The organism is Candidatus Methylomirabilis limnetica, from assembly GCF_003044035.1.
GTDB lineage: Bacteria > Methylomirabilota > Methylomirabilia > Methylomirabilales > Methylomirabilaceae > Methylomirabilis > Methylomirabilis limnetica.
Genome location: NZ_NVQC01000023.1, coordinates 1 through 17266 on the forward strand (window position 1 = coordinate 1; position 17266 = coordinate 17266).

Below are 17266 nucleotides of genomic sequence, written 5' to 3' on the forward strand. Positions count from 1 at the left end.
CCCTTCCTCAAATGACTCCTTGGCCCCCACACGCGCCATCATGCGGCGAACCCCTGGAGAAAACGACGTGTTCTCAATATCCAGATCCTTGTCTTTTGGAATCAGACCTTTTTGACAGTCAGAACAATGATAATAGGCCCGCTTGATCTCAATCTCCGAGAGGACCGTTGTGACCTTCTTTATCCGATAATCCGTGAACTCCGCCTCGTGCCCTGAGCCACAGAGAATCCGGGCCCCCCGATGATCTCCTGAATCAGCATTGATGAGCTGTTCCAGAAACACGCCTCCCACCTGATGCATGGCATGGCGTATAGAGAGCTCAGTGGCTTCCAGATCCAGACCTCCTCGCTTCTCCTTGTCCTGAAAAACACGTGTCATCAAGAAATTGATTTCTTTACGGGCTTCCTGGAGAACCTCCTCTTCAATTTTTTTTTAAGCTCCTGCAGCTCATGTTCATCGTCTATCTCAGAAACCGGCCTGAGAAGACAAATCTTCTCGTTTACTTCAATGGCCTCTTGGTACAGTCGAGCAAACTTTCTATAGTTTGCAATCTCCTTTTCGGTCTTCTCCAGTTCCGGCCCCATCCGAAGGTTTTGAGCCCGACTCACCCCCTTTTGGGTCGTATTCCAAAGATACTGGGGCCCGTGTCCCGGGTGATCCGGTTGGAAGCAGGCGCAGTTCTTTTTCCCACACCTGCGAAAGTTGACCGAAATCATCCCTGGACGAAAGTCGCCGACAGCCGACATCTGCAGGTAGATATTATCGCGGCGCTCTTCCAGTTGTTCAAGTGGTGTTGTCATAAGGCCTCCTTATCTGATTGCTCAATTAACAATCAGATGATAGGCCAAAAAAAGGGAAAAGTCAATATTACCCATAAATTTGTCTTACACCCAGTTCCGGGTTTGTCCTTGACCGTTTTTTCTCCCTTGTGGTAGGGTAAGACCCTGTTTTTTCAGTCTCGCATCCTGTTGCCCAAACGAGGCGGAGATGTTGCACCCATCGTTCGATGATTTTTCGCGAAAGGCCGAGGATGGGAACCTGATTCCCGTCTATCGCGAGATCCTCGCTGACATGGATACTCCGGTCTCGGCCTTTCGGAAGATCGATCGCGGCGAGTATGCCTTCCTGCTGGAGAGCGTTGAGGGGGGAGAAAAGTGGGGCCGCTATAGCTTTCTGAGCAGTAGCCCCGGCCTTATCTTTAAAGCGAAGGGATCGACGGTTGAGGTGATTACCGAAGCCGGAATTGAATCTCACGCCATCGAGAAAGACGTGCTGGAGCCACTGAAGGCGATCCTCGCGCGGTATCGGCCGGTGCGTACGGATGGTCTTCCCAGGTTCTATGGGGGGATGGTGGGGTTTTTGGCCTACGATGTCGTTCGACAGTTCGAACGGCTTCCGGCGATGACCAAAGACGATCTCGACCTACCCGACGCCCTCTTCCTCCTGCCCGATACCCTGCTGATCTTCGACAATGTCTCTCACCGGATCAAGGTGGTTTCCAATGTCCTTGTTCCCGAGGCGAATCCGCGGCGGCTCCGGGAGGCGTACGACGATGCCGCCAGGAAGATCGATGCGGTTGTCGAGGCGCTGCGGCGTCCACTTGATGTGCGCCACACGGAGGGCCGAGGCGCGGGAGAGCTGCAACTTGGCTCCACCATGAGCCGTGCAGAGTTCATCCAGGCCGTACAGCGCGCCAAGGAGTATGTGCGGGCTGGGGATGTTGTCCAGGCGGTGATCTCCCAGCGTCTATCGACCAAAACCTCGGCCGATCCTTTCGATGTCTACCGGGCCCTCCGAATCATTAACCCGTCACCGTATATGTACTACCTGCGTTTGGGCGATTTCCAGGTGGTCGGTAGTTCACCTGAGGTACTCGTCCGATTGGAGGAGGGGAGGATCGATCTCCGTCCGATCGCCGGCACCCGCCCCAGGGGGCAGAGCGATGCAGAAGACCTGGCCCTGGAGCAGGAACTGCTCGCCGATCCCAAAGAACGGGCAGAGCACATCATGCTGGTAGACCTCGGACGAAACGATGTCGGGCGGGTGGCCGAGGTAGGGTCGGTCACCGTCTCGGAGCTGATGACGGTGGAGCGGTATTCGCACGTGATGCATATCGTCTCCAACGTCAAAGGAATGCTCGCTGAGGGGTGTGATGCCTTCGATCTGCTGCGTGCCTGTTTTCCCGCTGGAACGGTGACCGGCGCTCCCAAGATACGAGCCATGGAGATTATCGAGGAGCTGGAGCCGGTGCGCCGAGGGCCGTATGCGGGCGCGGTCGGGTATTTTGGCTTCTCCGGCAACATGGATACCTGTATTACTATCCGCACCGTTGTCATCACCGACGGGACCGCACATGTCCAGGTAGGCGCCGGGATCGTCGCCGACTCCGACCCGGAGCGGGAATACGAGGAGACGATGAATAAGGCCAAGGGGATGCTCAAGGCGATCGAGATGGCTGAATCAGGCGATCTCTGGATCGGATGTGCGGGGTAAACGCAGATGCTGGTCGTCATCGATAACTACGATTCCTTCACCTATAATCTGGTCCAGTATCTGGGCGAGCTCGGCGAACGTCCTCGCGTCTTCCGGAACGATCAGATCACCCTGGAGGAGGTTGCTTCGCTTCATCCGGATCGGATTGTGATCTCTCCGGGACCGAAGACGCCGAAAGAAGCCGGCATCAGTTGTGATCTGATCCTACAGTTTGCCGGACAGATCCCGATCCTTGGTGTCTGCCTCGGTCATCAGTGCATTGGTGCCGCGTTTGGCGGCCAGATCGTGAGGGCGTCTCGCTTGATGCACGGCAAGACCTCTCCGATTCACCATGACGGTCGGACTATCTTCTCCGGACTCCCGAACCCCTTTGAGGCAACGCGCTACCATTCGCTCCTTGTGAATAGGGAGGGTTTACCGGATTGTCTGGAGATTTCCGCCGAGACCGCCGAAGGAGAGATTATGGGAGTTCGCCACAAGGAGCATCAGATCGAAGGGATTCAGTTCCACCCCGAATCGATCCTGACGAAGGAAGGTATGGCCCTGCTCAGAAACTTCCTCTCACTCTCCTGAATGACAGCAATAATACAGGTATAGCTAATGATCCTTGAAGCGTTACAGAAGGTGGTAGAGCGAAGAGACCTCAGCCCTGAAGAGGCCTTCATGACCATGGAAGAGATGATGTCAGGAAAGGCGTCTGACCCGCAGATCGCAGCCTTCCTCACGGCGCTTCGATGTAAGGGCGAGACGGTGGTTGAGGTAACCAGTTTTGCCAGGGCGATGCGGGCGCACGTGTTTCCGGTGGTGGTAGGGGCACGTTGCAACGTGCCCCTCTTAGTCGATACCTGTGGTACCGGGGGCGATGTCAGCCACACCTTTAACATCTCAACGGCGGCGGCCTTCGTGGTGGCCGGAGCAGGTATCCAGGTGGCCAAGCATGGCAACCGCTCGGTGTCGAGTCTGTGCGGAAGCGCTGATGTCATGGAGGCGCTGGGCGTAGACCTCGCGCTCACGCCGCAGCAGGTGGGGGACTGCATCGACGAAGTCGGGATCGGATTCCTGTACGCGCCGCTTTTGCACATAGCCATGCGGTACGTGATGACGGCTCGCAGGGATATACGGATCCGAACGGTGTTCAATATTCTTGGTCCCCTGACCAATCCTGCCGGTGCATCGGCTCAGGTAGTGGGCGTGTATGAGGAACGTCTTACCGAACTCTTAGCCAGCGTGCTGAATGCTCTTGGGTCGAAGCGGGCGTTTGTCGTGTGTGGCCTTGACGGGCTTGATGAGCTCTCACCCACGGGAGAGAGTAGGGTCTCCGAGGTCAAGGATGGGCATGTTCACACGTACATGGTCGCGCCGGAGGATTTCGGTATCAAGCGGGCAACGCTTAGCGACCTGCGGGGCGGCAGTGCCGCGGAGAATGCAGAGATCATCAAACGGATCCTGGATGGGGAGGAGGGGCCGAAACGCGACGTTGTGGTGATGAACGCCGCCCTCGCTATCGTTGCTGGCGGTAAGGCTGATGACTTCCAGGATGGGGCCACACTGGCTGCTCACTCAATCGATAGCGGTGCCGCCGCGGAGAAGCTCTATCGCCTGGTAGAGTTCAGCCGGCGACACTGCTGGCAGTGAGCCGAAGCGATGATGCTGCGTCGTATTCTTGAGCACAAGCGTCAAGAGGTGGCCGAACGGGAGGCGGTGATCCCGCTTGCGGAGCTGATGGCGCAAGCGTTCGACTCACCGCCACCGCGCGATTTCACGGCGGCCGTGACAAGAAGACGAATGGAGTCGGCGACGCGTGAGCCCCTGAAGGCGATCGCCGAGATTAAACGCGCCTCACCTTCCGCGGGACTGATCCGCGAGTCGCTTGACGTGGCTGAGCTTGCGGTGTCCTACCGGGAGGCGGGCGCAAGTGCGATCTCAGTTCTCACAGATGGCCGGTTCTTCAAAGGGAGCCTGAAGGATATCGCGACAGCCAGGGGGGCGATCGATCTGCCGGTACTCAGGAAGGAGTTCATCGTGAGCCCCTACCAGATTTACGAGAGTCGCGCGCATCGGGCAGACGCGATTCTACTTATCGTGGCGGCCCTTGATGCTTCGCAACTGGTGGACTTCTATTCGCTGGCCACATCGCTTTCACTGCACCCGCTGGTTGAGGTCCACACCCTCGCAGAACTTGAGACCGCCAAGAAGGCGGGGGCCACGCTTATCGGGATCAATAATCGGAATCTTGCAACCCTGGAGACCAGTGTAGACACCACGTTTGCGCTCTTGCCATACCTTCCCCCGAAGGCGGTGGTCGTGAGTGAAAGCGGCATCAGCCGCCCCGAAGATGTACGGCGTCTGACCGAAGCTTCCGTGGATGCGATCCTGGTAGGCGAAGCTTTGCTCTCGAGTCCGGATCCTGGCGGCAGGCTTCGCGAGTTGTTGCTGGATGCCAACGGATGATACGGGTCAAGGTATGCGGGATTACGTCGCGCGAAGATGCCTGGGCCGCCGTGGAGGCAGGGGCCGATGCTCTTGGATTCATCTTTGTGAAAGGGACCCCTCGGCATATCGAGCCCGAGGCGGCCGCCGTCATCGTCGCCCAGATGCCGCCATTTGTGGCCACCGTGGGGGTGTTTATCGACCGGATGCCCGAGGAGATAGATCGGATCATGATCGCGTCCGGTCTCAGCCTCGCGCAATTGCATGGGGCCGAGAGCCCGGCAGACTGCGGTCGCCTTCGTGTCCCTTTCGTGAAGGTGATCCGGGTCCAAGGCGAGTACGACCTGGAGGCGTTACGCACCTATCCGCAGGCGAGGGCGTTCCTGCTGGATACCTACGTTGCTGATCGACCGGGCGGGACCGGCAGGACCTTTCCTTGGGAGATCGCGGCCAAGGCTGCGCGCCAAGTCAGGGTGATCCTGTCCGGTGGGCTGACCCCGGACAATGTCGCTATCGCGGTGACCCAGGTCAGGCCGTATGCTGTCGATGTCTGTAGCGGTGTCGAAGCCTCCCCAGGCCGGAAAGATCATCAGAAGGTGAGGGAGTTCATTGAGCGAGCAAGAAAAGCCGATGCACGCTGAGGCGCGACATCAGGGCCCGCTTCCCGATGCCAGCGGACACTTCGGCAGATACGGAGGGAAGTTTGTTCCGGAGACGTTGATGGCAGCGCTCACGGAGCTGGAGAAGGTCTATCTCGAGGCCAAGGCCGACCCCGGTTTTCAGTCCGAGCTGCAAGGCTATCTCCGGCATTATGTGGGACGCCCGACGCCCCTCTATTTCGCGCGCCGGCTGACGGAATATTTGGGAGGGCCTCGGATCTATCTCAAGCGCGAGGATCTTTGCCATACGGGTGCGCACAAGATCAATAATACGATGGGCCAGATCCTCCTCACTCGTCGCATGGGAAAGTCTCGGGTCATCGCTGAGACGGGGGCCGGACAGCATGGGGTGGCTACGGCCACGGTAGCCGCGCGGTTTGGTCTTGCCTGTGAAGTCTTCATGGGCACCGAGGATATGCGGCGGCAGGCCTTGAACGTCGTCCGTATGCGCCTGCTTGGCGCAAAGGTTACTCCGGTCGAATCAGGGAGCAGGACCCTGAAGGATGCGATCAACGAGGCGATGCGTGACTGGGTCACGAACGTCGAGACGACACACTATATCCTGGGCTCGGTCCTGGGAGCCCATCCGTACCCGATGATGGTTCGAGACTTTCAATCGGTCATCGGTAGGGAGGCCAGGGCGCAGATCATGGAGTTAGAGGGGCGACTGCCGGACTACCTGGTGGCCTGCGTCGGCGGAGGTAGCAACTCGATCGGCCTGTTCCATGACTTTCTTGACGAGCCCGCTGTTCGGATGATCGGGGTGGAGGCGGGCGGTCTGGGCATCGAGACCGGTCGCCATGCGGCCAGATTCGCGACCGGCGAGTTGGGCGTCCTGCACGGGACGATGAGCTTCATCCTGCAGGATGGCGATGGTCAGATTCAGGAGACCCATTCGGTCTCTGCCGGACTCGATTATCCAAGCGTCGGTCCGGAGCACAGTTACCTCCGAGACCTCGGGCGGATCGACTTTGTCTCGGCCACCGATGCGGAGGCGCTGGAGGCCTTTCAGCTCCTAAGCGAACTCGAGGGCCTCATCCCGGCCCTGGAGAGCGCTCACGCCATCGCCCACATCAAGAAGCTGGCCCCGACACTGGCCAAGGATCAGATTGTCGTAATCAACCTCTCGGGCCGAGGTGACAAAGACGTGGAGGTTGTCGCCAAGCTGTTAGGGTGCGAGGGGTAGGGGCAGGGAAAGGGTGTGCTGGGTAGGGGCAGTCCCTTGTGGCTGCCCTGAGTGCGAGGTGCAAACATGAACCGAATTGACGAGCGCTTCCATCGTCTCAAGCAGGCCGGAGAGCGGGCCCTGATGCCGTACCTGACTGCCGGCGATCCCGATCTTGCTACCACCCGTTCACTCATCCTGGAGTTCGAGAGGCGAGGGGCGGATCTTATAGAGATCGGCGTTCCTTTCTCTGACCCTTTGGCCGACGGCGTCACCATCCAGCGTGCATCGCAACGCTCATTGTTGGCCGGTACGACGCTCCCGCGAATCATCGAGATGGTAGGGGGGCTTCGTGCTGACTGCCGGCTGCCGCTACTCCTGATGAGCTACGTGAACCCGATCTTTCACTTTGGTTATGCTCGATTCGCCAAGGAGGCTGCAGCGGCCGGCGTCGATGGGCTGATCGTACCGGATCTTCCACCCGAAGAGGCGGCCGAGCTGGTTGAGGCGACAGCCGCTCACAACCTTCATACGGTATTCCTGATCGCCCCGACCAGCCCGCAACAGCGCGTGCGGACGATCGCGGCTGCATCGAAAGGCTTCATCTACTATGTCTCCTTGCGGGGTGTGACGGGGGTTCGTTCCGGGCTCAGCGACGATCTTGATGCCAGCCTTCGGTTGATCAGAGCGGAGACCGACCTGCCGCTCGCGGTGGGGTTTGGCATCTCAACGCCGGAGCAGGTGCGGATGGTGTCGAGGGTGGCGGATGGGGTGATCGTAGGAAGCGCCATCGTTTCGCTACTGGAACAAACAGCCGGGCAGCCAGATCAGTTGAAACGCGCGGGCGATTTCGTTGCGTCACTAAAGGCCTCGACAATCGAGTAGGTACCCACAAGCTTGCGCCCGCGGGTATCTGCCGCTGATCTTGAGTGTTACGCTTGGCTTCGGACTTTCGCTTGACAAGCCCCATGTAATGTCATATGAAGGTGATACAATACTGCCTTTCGATAACGGATCGTGGTCAAAAGTAGAGAATGACAATGCTTTCATGGATGACGCGTCAAAAGGAGCTGGTAGGGCTGGATATTGGAACCAGCTCTGTCAAGGCCGTGCATCTTCAACGATCACGAAGCGCCTATCAATTAGCTGAAATTGGCATCGCCCGCATCCATCCCGAGACGATCGTGGATGGAATCATTACGGACGCCGCCACGATCAGCACCGCCATCCGGCAACTCTTCAAAGAGCACGGCATCGCCATCAAGGACGTGGCTTTTTCTGTTTCGGGCAACTCGGTGATTAGCAAAAAGATTAAAGTTCCCAAGATGAAGAAGGCGGAACTCCGCGAAGGGATCATATGGGCGGCTGAGCAGCACATTCCCTACTCGATCGAGGATGTTAACCTTGACTTCCAGATCCTTGGAGAGGCCGGTCCTGACGAGCAGGAGATGGATGTACTGCTGGTCGCAGTGAAAAAGGACACACTCAATGCTTATCTGGCTGTCATTACTGCGGCCGGGCTGAGCGCCGCAGTCGTTGATGTGGACGCCTTCGCCATCGAGAATGCCTTTACGATATCCAAGAAGGTCCAGCCGGGCGAGGTGGTGGCCCTCGTGAACATCGGAGCGGCCGTTACCAATATTAATATTCTTGACGGCGGGATTTCGGAATTTACCAGGGATAGCCCGCTGGGGGGCAACCGACACACCGAGTCGATACAGAAGAGCGCGGGCTTAAGTTTTGAACAGGCCGAGTCGCTAAAGAGGGGAGAGCCCGTTGCGGGGCATAGCGTTGCGGAAGCAAAGCCTGTAATCGAGATGGCCAATAACGAATTAGCTGGGGAGATACGACGATCCTTCGATTTTTATTACTCGACGAGCCAACGGGATACTATACACCGGGTGGTGTTAAGCGGCGGATGCGCGCTGTTGCCGGACATGGCGGCATCCCTTTCAAGTGTGCTTGAGCTTCCTGTTGAGGTTACCAATCCTTTTCAGTACATTACTGTGGACCCGAAGAAGTTCGATGCTCAGTACCTGGCCTCTGTCGCTCCTCAGATGACAGTTGCCGTGGGATTGGCCCTTCGGGAGCCGGAGGATGATGCGGGATGATCAGGATCAACCTTCTCCCGCGTGAGGAGCGACAAAGAAAGGTTCATGTCAAGGCCACTCAGGCAGCGATCATTGCCGTGGCGGTCCTTGTTGCCGGAGGGATGTTGGGGTACTGGTATTACGTGAAGCGGGACGTGCAACAACTGCGAGCCAATATCGTCGCGACGCAGAGTGAGATCGACACAAACAAAAAGATCGTCCTGTTGGTCGAGCAGTACACTCGCGACAAGAAACAGCTTCAGGACCGGCTGACACTCGTTCAGCGCTTGGCCTTCGATCAAAATAGCCCGGTCCGTCTGCTTGATGGTATCAGTCAAGCATTGCCTGATGGCGGCTGGATCACCGGAATCAGTAAAGTCTCCGGGAGGCTCGTCATTCAAGGATATGCCTCCTCACACTTTGCTGTTGCGGAATTGATGCTGGCGCTTCAGCGACTCCAGTCGATCGTGAGCAGCGTTGAGCTAAACTTTTCAGAGCTTGCGCTGTACGAAGGCCGGCCGGTCGAACGGTTCGAGATCCTTGCGACCCTGTCGGGGTAGGCGGGAGGAGGGGGATGTTGCCTTCTATTGATCTGTCGGCCTACACTGCAAACATCCCGCCAAAGCAAAGGGTTGCTCTCGGCATCATATTCGCCATTCTAGTGGCCATGGGCTACTGGCAGTTCTTCCTCAGGTCGGAGTGGACTACACGGAGCGAGGTTCAAGCTGAACTACTGCAGTTGAGATCAAAGGCGGAGCAGAGCAGGCAGATCGCGAGCCAAAGACCGCATCTGGAACAAGATGTCAAGTTGCTGGAGGCGCGCCTCCAGCGTGAGATCCAGAGGCTTCCGGCCGAAAAGGAGATCCCGTCGTTGCTAAAACGGGTTGCCAGTCTAGGCCAGGAGGCGGATCTGGACGTCACCTTGTTCAAGCCCGGCGCCACGGTGATGAAGGAGTTCTATGCTGAGATTCCAGTGCAACTCAAGGTAGCGGGGACATACCATGACCTTGGGCTACTCTTTGAGCGGCTTGGTCGATTGGAACGAATTGTGAACGTGGCCGACCTGACCATCCGCCCGGCAGTGAAAGGCCAGAGGGCTGGGGACAGCATCCAGGCTGAGTTTGGTGTGGTGACCTACACCTACCAAGCGACGGCGCTCGGGGCAGACTCAGGCAAAGCGGGAGCGAAGAGTGGTGAGGCTGCAAGTGCGGCAAAATAGGCTCCCGTGCAAGCCTGTCCTAGAGCGCTCTAATCGAGGAACGTCTGTTGGCAGCATGGTAATCTTCATCCTTGTGACTGCCACGGCCTGCGGCAGGGATACGACGCTGCCCACGCCTTTCCCTGCCCAGAGCCTGCCCCAGCCTGTGCCCCGCGTCGCCTCCCCAACTCAAGAGGTGAAGGATGGTCCCTTCGATGGAACTCAGGATAGACCTGCTACGTATCAGTCCCGGGGGCGCCGCGATCCGTTTCGGCTGCCTCGGGTCATGACGTCAGAAATGCTCCCGACAGTGCATCTCAAGCTGACTGGTATTATCCGGGAAGTCCGCTCCTACTACGCATTGGTGGAGTCGGACTCCTCACCAGGCATGGGGTACGTCATCCGGGAAAACGACATCGTTGATTCGGCAAAAGTCGTCAAGATCACCAAGGATAGTGTAAAATTTGAGGTGCAAACGAAGAATTCGGAGGGGAAGTTGCTTACCGGATACGTAGAGAAACATATGCCAGTAGAATCAATGAAATCGCAATGAAGATGATCAGAGACAATAACGCAGCACGAAAGCGCTCGCTTGCTGGCGTAATCCTCCTGGTGATTTCTACAGCATGTGCTACCACAGAGGTTCCGACGGACAGGGCGCTGCAGCAGCCCTCAGGTGATCCATCCTCGCTGACCGCCTCTTCTGCGGCGCAAGCCGTCGATGTGACCGGCGTGCAGGTCCGGGTACAGGGGCCAGGCGAGGCGTCCATCATTATCACGGCGGATGGGACGCTGGTCGATTATGCATCGTTCGCGGAGCACGACCCGCCCCGCCTCGTCGTCGATCTGCCACACGCCATAAACGCGATCAGCCGGCCCGTCAACCTGCCGGCCGACTCTCCCATCTTACGGATCCAGACGATGCAGATCCCGCAAGGTCCCATCCCAGGCCTCCGCCTGGTGTTAGACCTCAAACAGATGCTGCCGTATCGCGTGGAGTTGATCGGCAACAGCTTGCTGCTTCTGATCAGCGCTGAGGTCTCTGAGTTAGCCCCAGTGGCGCAAGAGCCTACGGAACTGGAACGGGTCGCCGAGCCTATGGTGAGCCCAGTCGAACCAGTGGATGAGGTGGCTCGTGGCGTGAAGCCGACGGTGTCCACGATGGTGGCGAAGCTAGCAGCCGACACTGACCAATCGGTCCCGCCATCGGAAAAGCCCCATCCTTCCGCGCCCACAGAAGGATCGGCGAAAAAGCCTGTGGCGAGTCCCGTCGAAGGAGCGGAAACAGGGTCGGTGCAGGCCGCGCAGCCTCCAGCCGCATCACCTCCTGCCGCGAAAGGGGAAACGCCACCGCCACTCCCGAAAAACCCCACTGCCCTGGCAGCGGCTAAACGGCCCAGCCGTAAGGCGAGCGGAGGAGCAGGACAGGAGGCGCCCCCGTTGCCTTCGGCGGCCGCCACACAACCGATTGCGCCGGTACCTGCAACGCCAAAAGTCGCTGCCGCCAACAAGCGGTTGTCGTTGGTTTTCAAGGATGCTGATCTCGATGAGATCCTGCGGACGGTAATCCGTGAGGCTAGCGGATTGAATATAGTACTTGCCCATAAGCTCCCGAAGGAAAAACGACAAGTGACCGTTCGGCTTGATAATGTCGAGTGGCGTCAGGCGCTCGATGTCATCCTCCGCAGCCTGGATCTCAGCTATGAGCAGGACGGCAATGTGCTCTATGTCGGCCCAACGACTGATATCCGAAAGAGCAAGGATGATCGGGTAAAGGGTATCGAGGAGGCGATGCGAATTAAGGAGGCGACGGAGCTCAAAGACTTGCGCATAAAGGAGGCGACGGAGCTCAAAGACTTGCGAATGGAGGAAGAGAAGCGGAAGGTTGAGGATGCAAAGAGAAAGGCTGAAGAAGAAGACCGGCTTTGGGCTAATGAGCCTCCATGTACGAAGGTGATTCGTTTGGCGCATACGAAAGCCCCGGACGTGAAAAAACTTCTAGAAAAGCACAAGACGGTGCGGGGAAGCATTGAACTGGAGGAGACGACCAACACCCTGATTGTGATTGATGTGGAATCTCGCTGCCTGAAGATGGCCGCCCTCGCCAAAGAACTGGATATGCCGCCGAAAGATCCCTTTGTGACCAAGCTGCTGCCGTTTAATTACGCGAAGGCGGCCGACCTGAAAACACACCTGACTGCGCTGAAGACGACGCAAGGCAGCGTGATCGTCGATGAGCGCTCGAGCCGAATCATCGTGAAGGACCTCCCCGAGAGCGTCGAGAGGATAGAGACGTTTTTGAAGCAGGTCGACATTCCGACGCCCCAGGTCCTGATCGAGGCGCGCATCGTCGAGGCCTCTCGCAGCTTCTCGCAGAGCGTCGGGATTCAATGGGGTGGGGCGGGGATTCCCACAACACCAGGGAGTAAAACGGGGGTGACGACCTTCGGCGGAAGCGGTACTCCTGGTTTGGTTAAATTCCCCACGCTCACGCCGACCCCTGGTACACTACCGTCCAGTACTGGAGGCGGTGTCCCTTTCTTAGGGCCGGTGCCGCTCGCGCTGAATCTTCCAGCGGTCGCCGCAGGCGCCAACCCGTTCGTTCTCGGGGCGACAATCGGGAGCCTCGCAAATCGATTCCTTGTGGGGGTACAGCTTTCTGCTGCGGAGCGTGAAGGAAAGATTAGGACCCTGTCGTCGCCGAGAGTGGCGACCCAGGACAACGAGGAGGCCGAGATCAAACAAGGGACGCAGGTCCCCTATACCACGATCGACAGCTCCGGCAGAACGGTTGTCATGTTCCAGGAGGCCTTCATTAAACTGAAAGTGAAGCCGCACATTACACCGGACGGGCGGGTCTCGATGAAGGTTGAGGCGGAGCGTTCCTTCGCGGGAGACGTCATTAGCGGCCCCTTTGGATTTGTTTTCCCCATCAACACTCGCAAGGCCACGACCAACATCCTGATTCAGAACGGTTCCACCGTGGTGATCGGTGGTCTCCTTCAGTCAAACGAGTCGATCGGTACAGATCGAGTGCCGTTTTTTGGCAACATCCCGGGTTTGGGCTGGCTCTTCAAGCGGCAGTCGCTCGGTCCCGATGAGCGCGTGGAGCTTCTGATTTTCCTTACGCCCTCTATCCTCTACGAGTCACGGCTCTAGGACTGCGCGAGCTTCTGGCGGGGTGGTAAAAATGAGGTTGCTTCAGCACAGGCGCAGGAAATCATCTCTCGTTTTCACGGTAGTATTAGGGATGCTCCTCTGGTCCTCAGCGCCGCCCCACGCCGAGCAGGCAGATCCTGCCGACCCTTGCGCAGCGATACGAGAGCAGATGTCAGCGCATATCGCTCTCGGAACCCCCGATGACCTCATCAGACTTCAGGATGTCTTCAACAAGGCTGAACGGGAACTTGGCAGATTACAGCTCAAGGCTCCTACCGAGGTTTCTCCACAGTTCGCGGAAAAACAGTACGACCTCAAAGAGCAGCAGAATCGTCTGGTTGAGTCAGGGTTGGTGCTTCGCCACCTTGACCGTTCCGGCGAGGAGACGCCGATAGCTGGGGTCGATCGCCCAAGCGCCGAGGAGCATGCGTCTCTTAGCGATGAGCTCTCAGGGCGCATCAAAGCGCTACAGACGACCATTGGAGCACTTGAAAAGGAGATCCGATTAGACCAGGATAAGTACCGTCAGTGTCTTGTAGCTGAGCGGAATAATCTCGCAGCGCTCCTTACTGCGCGGCGAGTAGATCTGCTTGCAAGGTATGCGGAGTTCCATGACTGTCATGCTGCCGACGAACCGTGCCTGCAGTACAAGCTCAGTGTACTCTGTGATCTGAAGCCGCTTGTGTCAGGGGCGGAGAGACTCCCCATCCTTCGCCTCATTGCTGAGGTTAGGAGCCGACTCAATGTCGGGGAACTGACTGAGTCAATAAGCTGCGAGAGCCGCTAGCGCAATGATAAAGAAGCGTCACACAACAATACTGGCTATCGCGCTCGTCCTTGGGTCGTTCTCCGCCTCGGATGCTGAATACCTCATCTATCTTAAGGGAGGGCATTTCATCGTGGCTGATGATTGCACCTTTCGGGTTCGCAAGGAGGTTGGGAAAACTCCTGAAGGTGACGAGCGGTCAATCCTCACGGAAGACTGCACGAAGGGGAAGCCAGAGGGGCAAATCTTTTGGAGTACGATCAATGGGAACTTCGGAGAGGTGAGCGCCGATGATGCCTATGCCATCTTCGGAACAAAAAGCCTCCTGCCGATCAAGCTGTCTGGTACCACCATGCCCCTGGAAGACTACCTGATCACCAACCGGGGCGATAGCTTTGTGAACTCCAAGGGGGTTCCAGAAGAAAATGGTGCGGAGGTCTATGGGATGAAGCGAGACGAGCTGATCAAGGTCGATCGGCGAGGCGTCATCGAGATTGCCCCTGAACGTTTGGCAAAGAGCCGATCTGAGGGGCTTTGTCCCGGGCAAAAGGTGGAATTTGGCGTTAGTGAAACCGAGTTGGTCGGAGACCATCTCCTAGGTGTCATCACAAATCTTTCGAAGGAACCGTGGGCTCCACAGATTGAGGTTGAAATCCGAGTGAAAGGGCGACGTAAGGGAAAGTTCCCGGTTAAAGATTCGAATGTCCTTGATCCTTATGAGTCCACTTCATTTGATGAGCAGTTGAAAGCTAAAGACATCGATAAACTGGAGTGGCTGAAGCTGTACTTCAAGGACCCAGAAGCCCCCGTTAAGCTTTGCTATCGAAAGCTACAGACAGGAACAAAAGGGTCCAACTGAGAAAGCGTCCACCATGCAGTCCCCCAGGTAGTACGAGCCACCAGAGAGCCCTTTCTGTAAGCGATCGCTCCTTGCCCTTCTTTCAAGCCGCTTGGCGCCAAGGTTTCCCCTTTTTTCCACTCGGTAGTTGGGGTAAAATACAGATCAAGGTGAGAAGTGTGGATGGACTAATGATGCCTGTGTCTTTGACCGCCAGGATTCTCACTGTGGTGACTTGGGCCATGCTGGCTTGGGCCCTCGGCCCACCGCCCAACCTCTTGGCCGACGGTGGGCCGACGATCCTCTCGCTCGGTGATGACTCTTACGTTACCTGGTCGGAGGTGGAGTCGAGGACTGGCGCGGTAGTCAGGCGCGAACTCGGGGATTCCCTTCTAGCCGCTTTCTCGGTGGTTGTCCTCTCGAACGTGAACTACGATAGCCTACCGGAGGCGGTGCGCGACGGACTTGCAGACTATCTGGCGCGCGGGGGTTCGTTGCTGGTGAGCGGTGGCAAACAGTCTTACGGGAGTGGAGGGTATGCCGGCACAGCGTTAGGGGACCTTTTGCCGCTGAAGCCGTCGCGGGATGACTGGCTGCCTCACCCGTTCGGTCCGACGCTTATCCTGCAGCCCGACCATCCGATCCTGAGAGGAGTAGTAATCCTGACAATGGCCTTCTTTAACGAACTCGACCCAGGCAGCGGTGCGGTGGAGATTGCTCAGTACCGCAAAGGCTCCAAGGCCGCCTTTGCTGGCGGGGGAAACCCCGGTGGCGGAGAGATTCAAGGGGGCGGGCGTCGTCCAATGCCGCTTATTGCTGAGCGCAGCATCGGTTCTGGAACCATCCTGGCGATTGCGATGGACATGACACTCACCGGGGACTGGAATGACCGGAATCGTTTTGCGCAGAACTGCATCGAGTATCTGCTTCAGCGCTCCAGGATCGAGCCTGTCAAACTACTAAAGGAACCGGCAAAGGAATCGGTGACAGAGTGATGGCATGTTACGCTATCTGACGGCGGGCGAATCCCACGGTCCGATGCTGACCGCAATCCTGGAGGGTATCCCAGCCAATCTTCCGCTTGCCGTCGAGGAGATCACCCTAGACCTCGCGAGAAGACAGCAGGGATACGGACGCGGGGGCAGGATGCGAATCGAGAAGGATGAGGCCAACATCGTGGGCGGTGTTCGCCACGGTTTGACTATGGGTGGACCGATCGCGATCCTGATTGCGAACCGCGATTGGGAAAACTGGAAGCTCACGATGGACCCAACGCCTACGGGGAGGGAAGCTGATCCAAAAGGGCCAGTCACTCGTCCAAGACCAGGACACGCGGATTTGGCTGGAGCTCTCAAGTACGGGCAGCAGGATATCCGCAATGTGCTGGAGCGCGCCAGCGCCAGGGAGACGACCGCCCGTGTGGCAGTCGGGGCCGTCTGCAAACGCTTGCTGCTGCAGTTTGGTGTTGAGGTGTTCAGTCATGTCGTTGGGATCGGTACCGTCGTGGCCAAGACGGATGGCCTCTCGTTTGCGGAGATCCGAGAGCGCGCCGAGGTCTCGCCAGTACGATGCGCGGATCAGCAGGCGGGTGAGGCGATGATGCGGAAGATCGACGAGGCCAGGAGCAAGGGCACGAGCCTGGGAGGCGTGTTCGAGGTGGTGGCGCTCAATCCGCCGGTAGGGCTCGGCAGTTATGTCCACTGGGACTGTAAACTCGACGGTCGGCTTGCCCAGGCTGTCATGAGCATCCAGGCAATCAAAGGCGTGGAGATCGGTATGGGCTTTGAGGGCGCCCGGTGCTTCGGGTCCGAGGCCCATGATGAGATCTTCTACGAGGATGGTCGCTTCATGCGGAGGACCAACCGGGCCGGTGGGCTTGAGGGGGGGATGTCGAACGGCGAGCCGATTCTTGTGCGTGGCGCAATGAAGCCGATTGCCACGCAGTACGCCCCGATGGCCTCAGTAGATCTCTGTACGAAAGAGCCATTTAAAGCGAGTATCGAGCGATCCGATATCTGCGCTGTCCCCGCCGCCGGGGTGATTGGGGAGGCCGTGGTGGCGTATGAGATTGCCCGGGCATTTACGGAAAAGTTCGGCGGCGACAGCCTGGAGGAGATGACACGCAATTATCAGGGATATCTCACGTCGGTTCGCGAACGTTAGTGTAGCGTCTCAGAAATGCCTTGTACAATCCGTTCGTGGTGAGCTGGTCGAACCCATGAGCTACCCCGCAGCAAGCTACGGGGTGTCGTCTTCTGTTCTGGCCCGTCATTCCGTGCTTGACGAGCCTGCCCCGTACTTGATACGGGGGAATCCAGTCGGGCCCGCTGGATACCGGCTTCCGCCGGTATGACGAACTCGCGGCAAGCCGCGGGGTATCGACCCTCAACGGAATGAACGGAACCTATTGAAATGCTTCACCCTTCGACTGGCTCAGGGCGAACGGAATGCGTAAAGAAGCGTTGGTT

At 57.9% G+C, this 17266-nt stretch carries 17 protein-coding genes and 1 pseudogene; 16 read left to right on the forward strand and 2 right to left on the reverse strand.

Features of this window, described 5'->3' with window-relative positions; all coding sequences use genetic code 11:
- Together CLG94_RS09165 and CLG94_RS09170 are read right to left on the reverse strand one after the other, a co-directional pair.
- Positions 1 to 378 (reverse strand): annotated as a pseudogene (locus CLG94_RS09165) (ISKra4-like element ISDesp4 family transposase); the annotation flags it as partial.
- Complete coding sequence (locus CLG94_RS09170) at positions 378 to 800, reverse strand: DUF6788 family protein (protein WP_107562861.1); 423 nt, start codon at positions 798 to 800, stop codon at positions 378 to 380. The pseudogene CLG94_RS09165 and the gene CLG94_RS09170, both read right to left, overlap by 1 nt.
- A 187-nt stretch (positions 801 to 987) precedes the next feature.
- Between CLG94_RS09170 and trpE the strand changes: the two genes are divergently transcribed.
- The 16 genes from trpE to aroC all read left to right on the forward strand — a co-directional run bounded on the left by trpE (position 988) and on the right by aroC (position 16961).
- Entirely contained in the window at positions 988 to 2493 is a 1506-nt protein-coding gene (trpE, locus tag CLG94_RS09175; RefSeq protein WP_107562863.1) for an anthranilate synthase component I, read from the forward strand.
- 6 nt (positions 2494 to 2499) lie between these two features.
- Complete coding sequence (locus CLG94_RS09180) at positions 2500 to 3066, forward strand: anthranilate synthase component II (RefSeq protein WP_107562865.1); 567 nt, start codon at positions 2500 to 2502, stop codon at positions 3064 to 3066.
- Positions 3067 to 3093: 27 nt separating this feature from the next.
- Entirely contained in the window at positions 3094 to 4128 is a 1035-nt protein-coding gene (trpD, locus tag CLG94_RS09185) for an anthranilate phosphoribosyltransferase (RefSeq protein ID WP_107562867.1), read from the forward strand.
- Between the two features lie 9 nt (positions 4129 to 4137).
- The gene (trpC, locus tag CLG94_RS09190) at positions 4138 to 4944 is read left to right on the forward strand and encodes an indole-3-glycerol phosphate synthase TrpC (RefSeq protein ID WP_239993193.1); all 807 of its coding nucleotides are present in this window, start codon (positions 4138 to 4140) and stop codon (positions 4942 to 4944) included.
- Positions 4941 to 5564 carry a phosphoribosylanthranilate isomerase gene (locus tag CLG94_RS09195; protein ID WP_107562869.1) on the forward strand — a complete coding sequence of 208 codons (624 nt, stop codon included), beginning with the start codon at positions 4941 to 4943 and terminating at the stop codon, positions 5562 to 5564. The genes trpC and CLG94_RS09195 overlap by 4 nt, the downstream gene beginning before the upstream one ends.
- Positions 5554 to 6768: a tryptophan synthase subunit beta gene (gene trpB, locus CLG94_RS09200; RefSeq protein ID WP_107562871.1), complete on the forward strand. Its 1215-nt coding sequence runs from the start codon at positions 5554 to 5556 to the stop codon at positions 6766 to 6768. Before CLG94_RS09195 ends, trpB begins: the two co-directional genes overlap by 11 nt.
- 66 nt (positions 6769 to 6834) lie before the next feature.
- On the forward strand, positions 6835 to 7632 hold the full coding sequence (gene trpA, locus CLG94_RS09205) for a tryptophan synthase subunit alpha (protein ID WP_107562872.1): 798 nt from the start codon (positions 6835 to 6837) through the stop codon (positions 7630 to 7632).
- A 167-nt stretch (positions 7633 to 7799) separates the two neighbouring features.
- Positions 7800 to 8858 carry a type IV pilus assembly protein PilM gene (gene pilM, locus CLG94_RS09210; protein ID WP_161954117.1) on the forward strand — a complete coding sequence of 353 codons (1059 nt, stop codon included), beginning with the start codon at positions 7800 to 7802 and terminating at the stop codon, positions 8856 to 8858.
- Positions 8855 to 9397: a PilN domain-containing protein gene (locus tag CLG94_RS09215; RefSeq protein ID WP_107562876.1), complete on the forward strand. Its 543-nt coding sequence runs from the start codon at positions 8855 to 8857 to the stop codon at positions 9395 to 9397. The genes pilM and CLG94_RS09215 overlap by 4 nt, the downstream gene beginning before the upstream one ends.
- Positions 9398 to 9411: 14 nt before the next feature.
- A complete protein-coding gene (locus CLG94_RS09220) occupies positions 9412 to 10056 on the forward strand; it encodes a type IV pilus inner membrane component PilO (protein WP_107562878.1) in 645 nt (214 codons plus the stop codon).
- Positions 10057 to 10111: 55 nt separating this feature from the next.
- Complete coding sequence (locus CLG94_RS09225; protein WP_107562880.1) at positions 10112 to 10588, forward strand: hypothetical protein; 477 nt, start codon at positions 10112 to 10114, stop codon at positions 10586 to 10588.
- Positions 10585 to 13194 carry a secretin GspD/PilQ domain-containing protein gene (locus tag CLG94_RS09230; RefSeq protein ID WP_107562882.1) on the forward strand — a complete coding sequence of 870 codons (2610 nt, stop codon included), beginning with the start codon at positions 10585 to 10587 and terminating at the stop codon, positions 13192 to 13194. Before CLG94_RS09225 ends, CLG94_RS09230 begins: the two co-directional genes overlap by 4 nt.
- Before the next feature lie 169 nt (positions 13195 to 13363).
- Positions 13364 to 13981: a hypothetical protein gene (locus CLG94_RS09235; protein ID WP_133174689.1), complete on the forward strand. Its 618-nt coding sequence runs from the start codon at positions 13364 to 13366 to the stop codon at positions 13979 to 13981.
- Between the two features lie 4 nt (positions 13982 to 13985).
- Positions 13986 to 14819, forward strand: coding sequence for a hypothetical protein (locus CLG94_RS09240; protein WP_107562886.1), 834 nt, complete (start codon positions 13986 to 13988; stop codon positions 14817 to 14819).
- 170 nt (positions 14820 to 14989) lie between these two features.
- Positions 14990 to 15793 (forward strand): hypothetical protein, encoded by an 804-nt coding sequence (locus CLG94_RS09245; RefSeq protein WP_133174690.1) that lies wholly within the window; start codon positions 14990 to 14992, stop codon positions 15791 to 15793.
- A 4-nt stretch (positions 15794 to 15797) separates the two neighbouring features.
- Positions 15798 to 16961 carry a chorismate synthase gene (aroC, locus tag CLG94_RS09250; RefSeq protein WP_107562890.1) on the forward strand — a complete coding sequence of 388 codons (1164 nt, stop codon included), beginning with the start codon at positions 15798 to 15800 and terminating at the stop codon, positions 16959 to 16961.
- Positions 16962 to 17266: the final 305 nt, after the last annotated feature.

Coding starts and splice junctions, on each gene's coding strand:
- trpC (WP_239993193.1), top strand. CDS start 4,138: ATGATGCTGCGTCGTATTCTTGAGCACAAGCGTCAAGAGGTGGCCGAA.
- CLG94_RS09170 (WP_107562861.1), bottom strand. CDS start 800: ATGACAACACCACTTGAACAACTGGAAGAGCGCCGCGATAATATCTAC.
- CLG94_RS09225 (WP_107562880.1), top strand. CDS start 10,112: ATGGTAATCTTCATCCTTGTGACTGCCACGGCCTGCGGCAGGGATACG.
- CLG94_RS09220 (WP_107562878.1), top strand. CDS start 9,412: ATGTTGCCTTCTATTGATCTGTCGGCCTACACTGCAAACATCCCGCCA.
- pilM (WP_161954117.1), top strand. CDS start 7,800: ATGACGCGTCAAAAGGAGCTGGTAGGGCTGGATATTGGAACCAGCTCT.
- CLG94_RS09230 (WP_107562882.1), top strand. CDS start 10,585: ATGAAGATGATCAGAGACAATAACGCAGCACGAAAGCGCTCGCTTGCT.
- trpE (WP_107562863.1), top strand. CDS start 988: ATGTTGCACCCATCGTTCGATGATTTTTCGCGAAAGGCCGAGGATGGG.
- CLG94_RS09235 (WP_133174689.1), top strand. CDS start 13,364: ATGTCAGCGCATATCGCTCTCGGAACCCCCGATGACCTCATCAGACTT.
- trpB (WP_107562871.1), top strand. CDS start 5,554: ATGCACGCTGAGGCGCGACATCAGGGCCCGCTTCCCGATGCCAGCGGA.
- trpA (WP_107562872.1), top strand. CDS start 6,835: ATGAACCGAATTGACGAGCGCTTCCATCGTCTCAAGCAGGCCGGAGAG.
- trpD (WP_107562867.1), top strand. CDS start 3,094: ATGATCCTTGAAGCGTTACAGAAGGTGGTAGAGCGAAGAGACCTCAGC.
- CLG94_RS09180 (WP_107562865.1), top strand. CDS start 2,500: ATGCTGGTCGTCATCGATAACTACGATTCCTTCACCTATAATCTGGTC.
- CLG94_RS09215 (WP_107562876.1), top strand. CDS start 8,855: ATGATCAGGATCAACCTTCTCCCGCGTGAGGAGCGACAAAGAAAGGTT.
- CLG94_RS09195 (WP_107562869.1), top strand. CDS start 4,941: ATGATACGGGTCAAGGTATGCGGGATTACGTCGCGCGAAGATGCCTGG.
- CLG94_RS09240 (WP_107562886.1), top strand. CDS start 13,986: ATGATAAAGAAGCGTCACACAACAATACTGGCTATCGCGCTCGTCCTT.
- aroC (WP_107562890.1), top strand. CDS start 15,798: ATGTTACGCTATCTGACGGCGGGCGAATCCCACGGTCCGATGCTGACC.
- CLG94_RS09245 (WP_133174690.1), top strand. CDS start 14,990: ATGATGCCTGTGTCTTTGACCGCCAGGATTCTCACTGTGGTGACTTGG.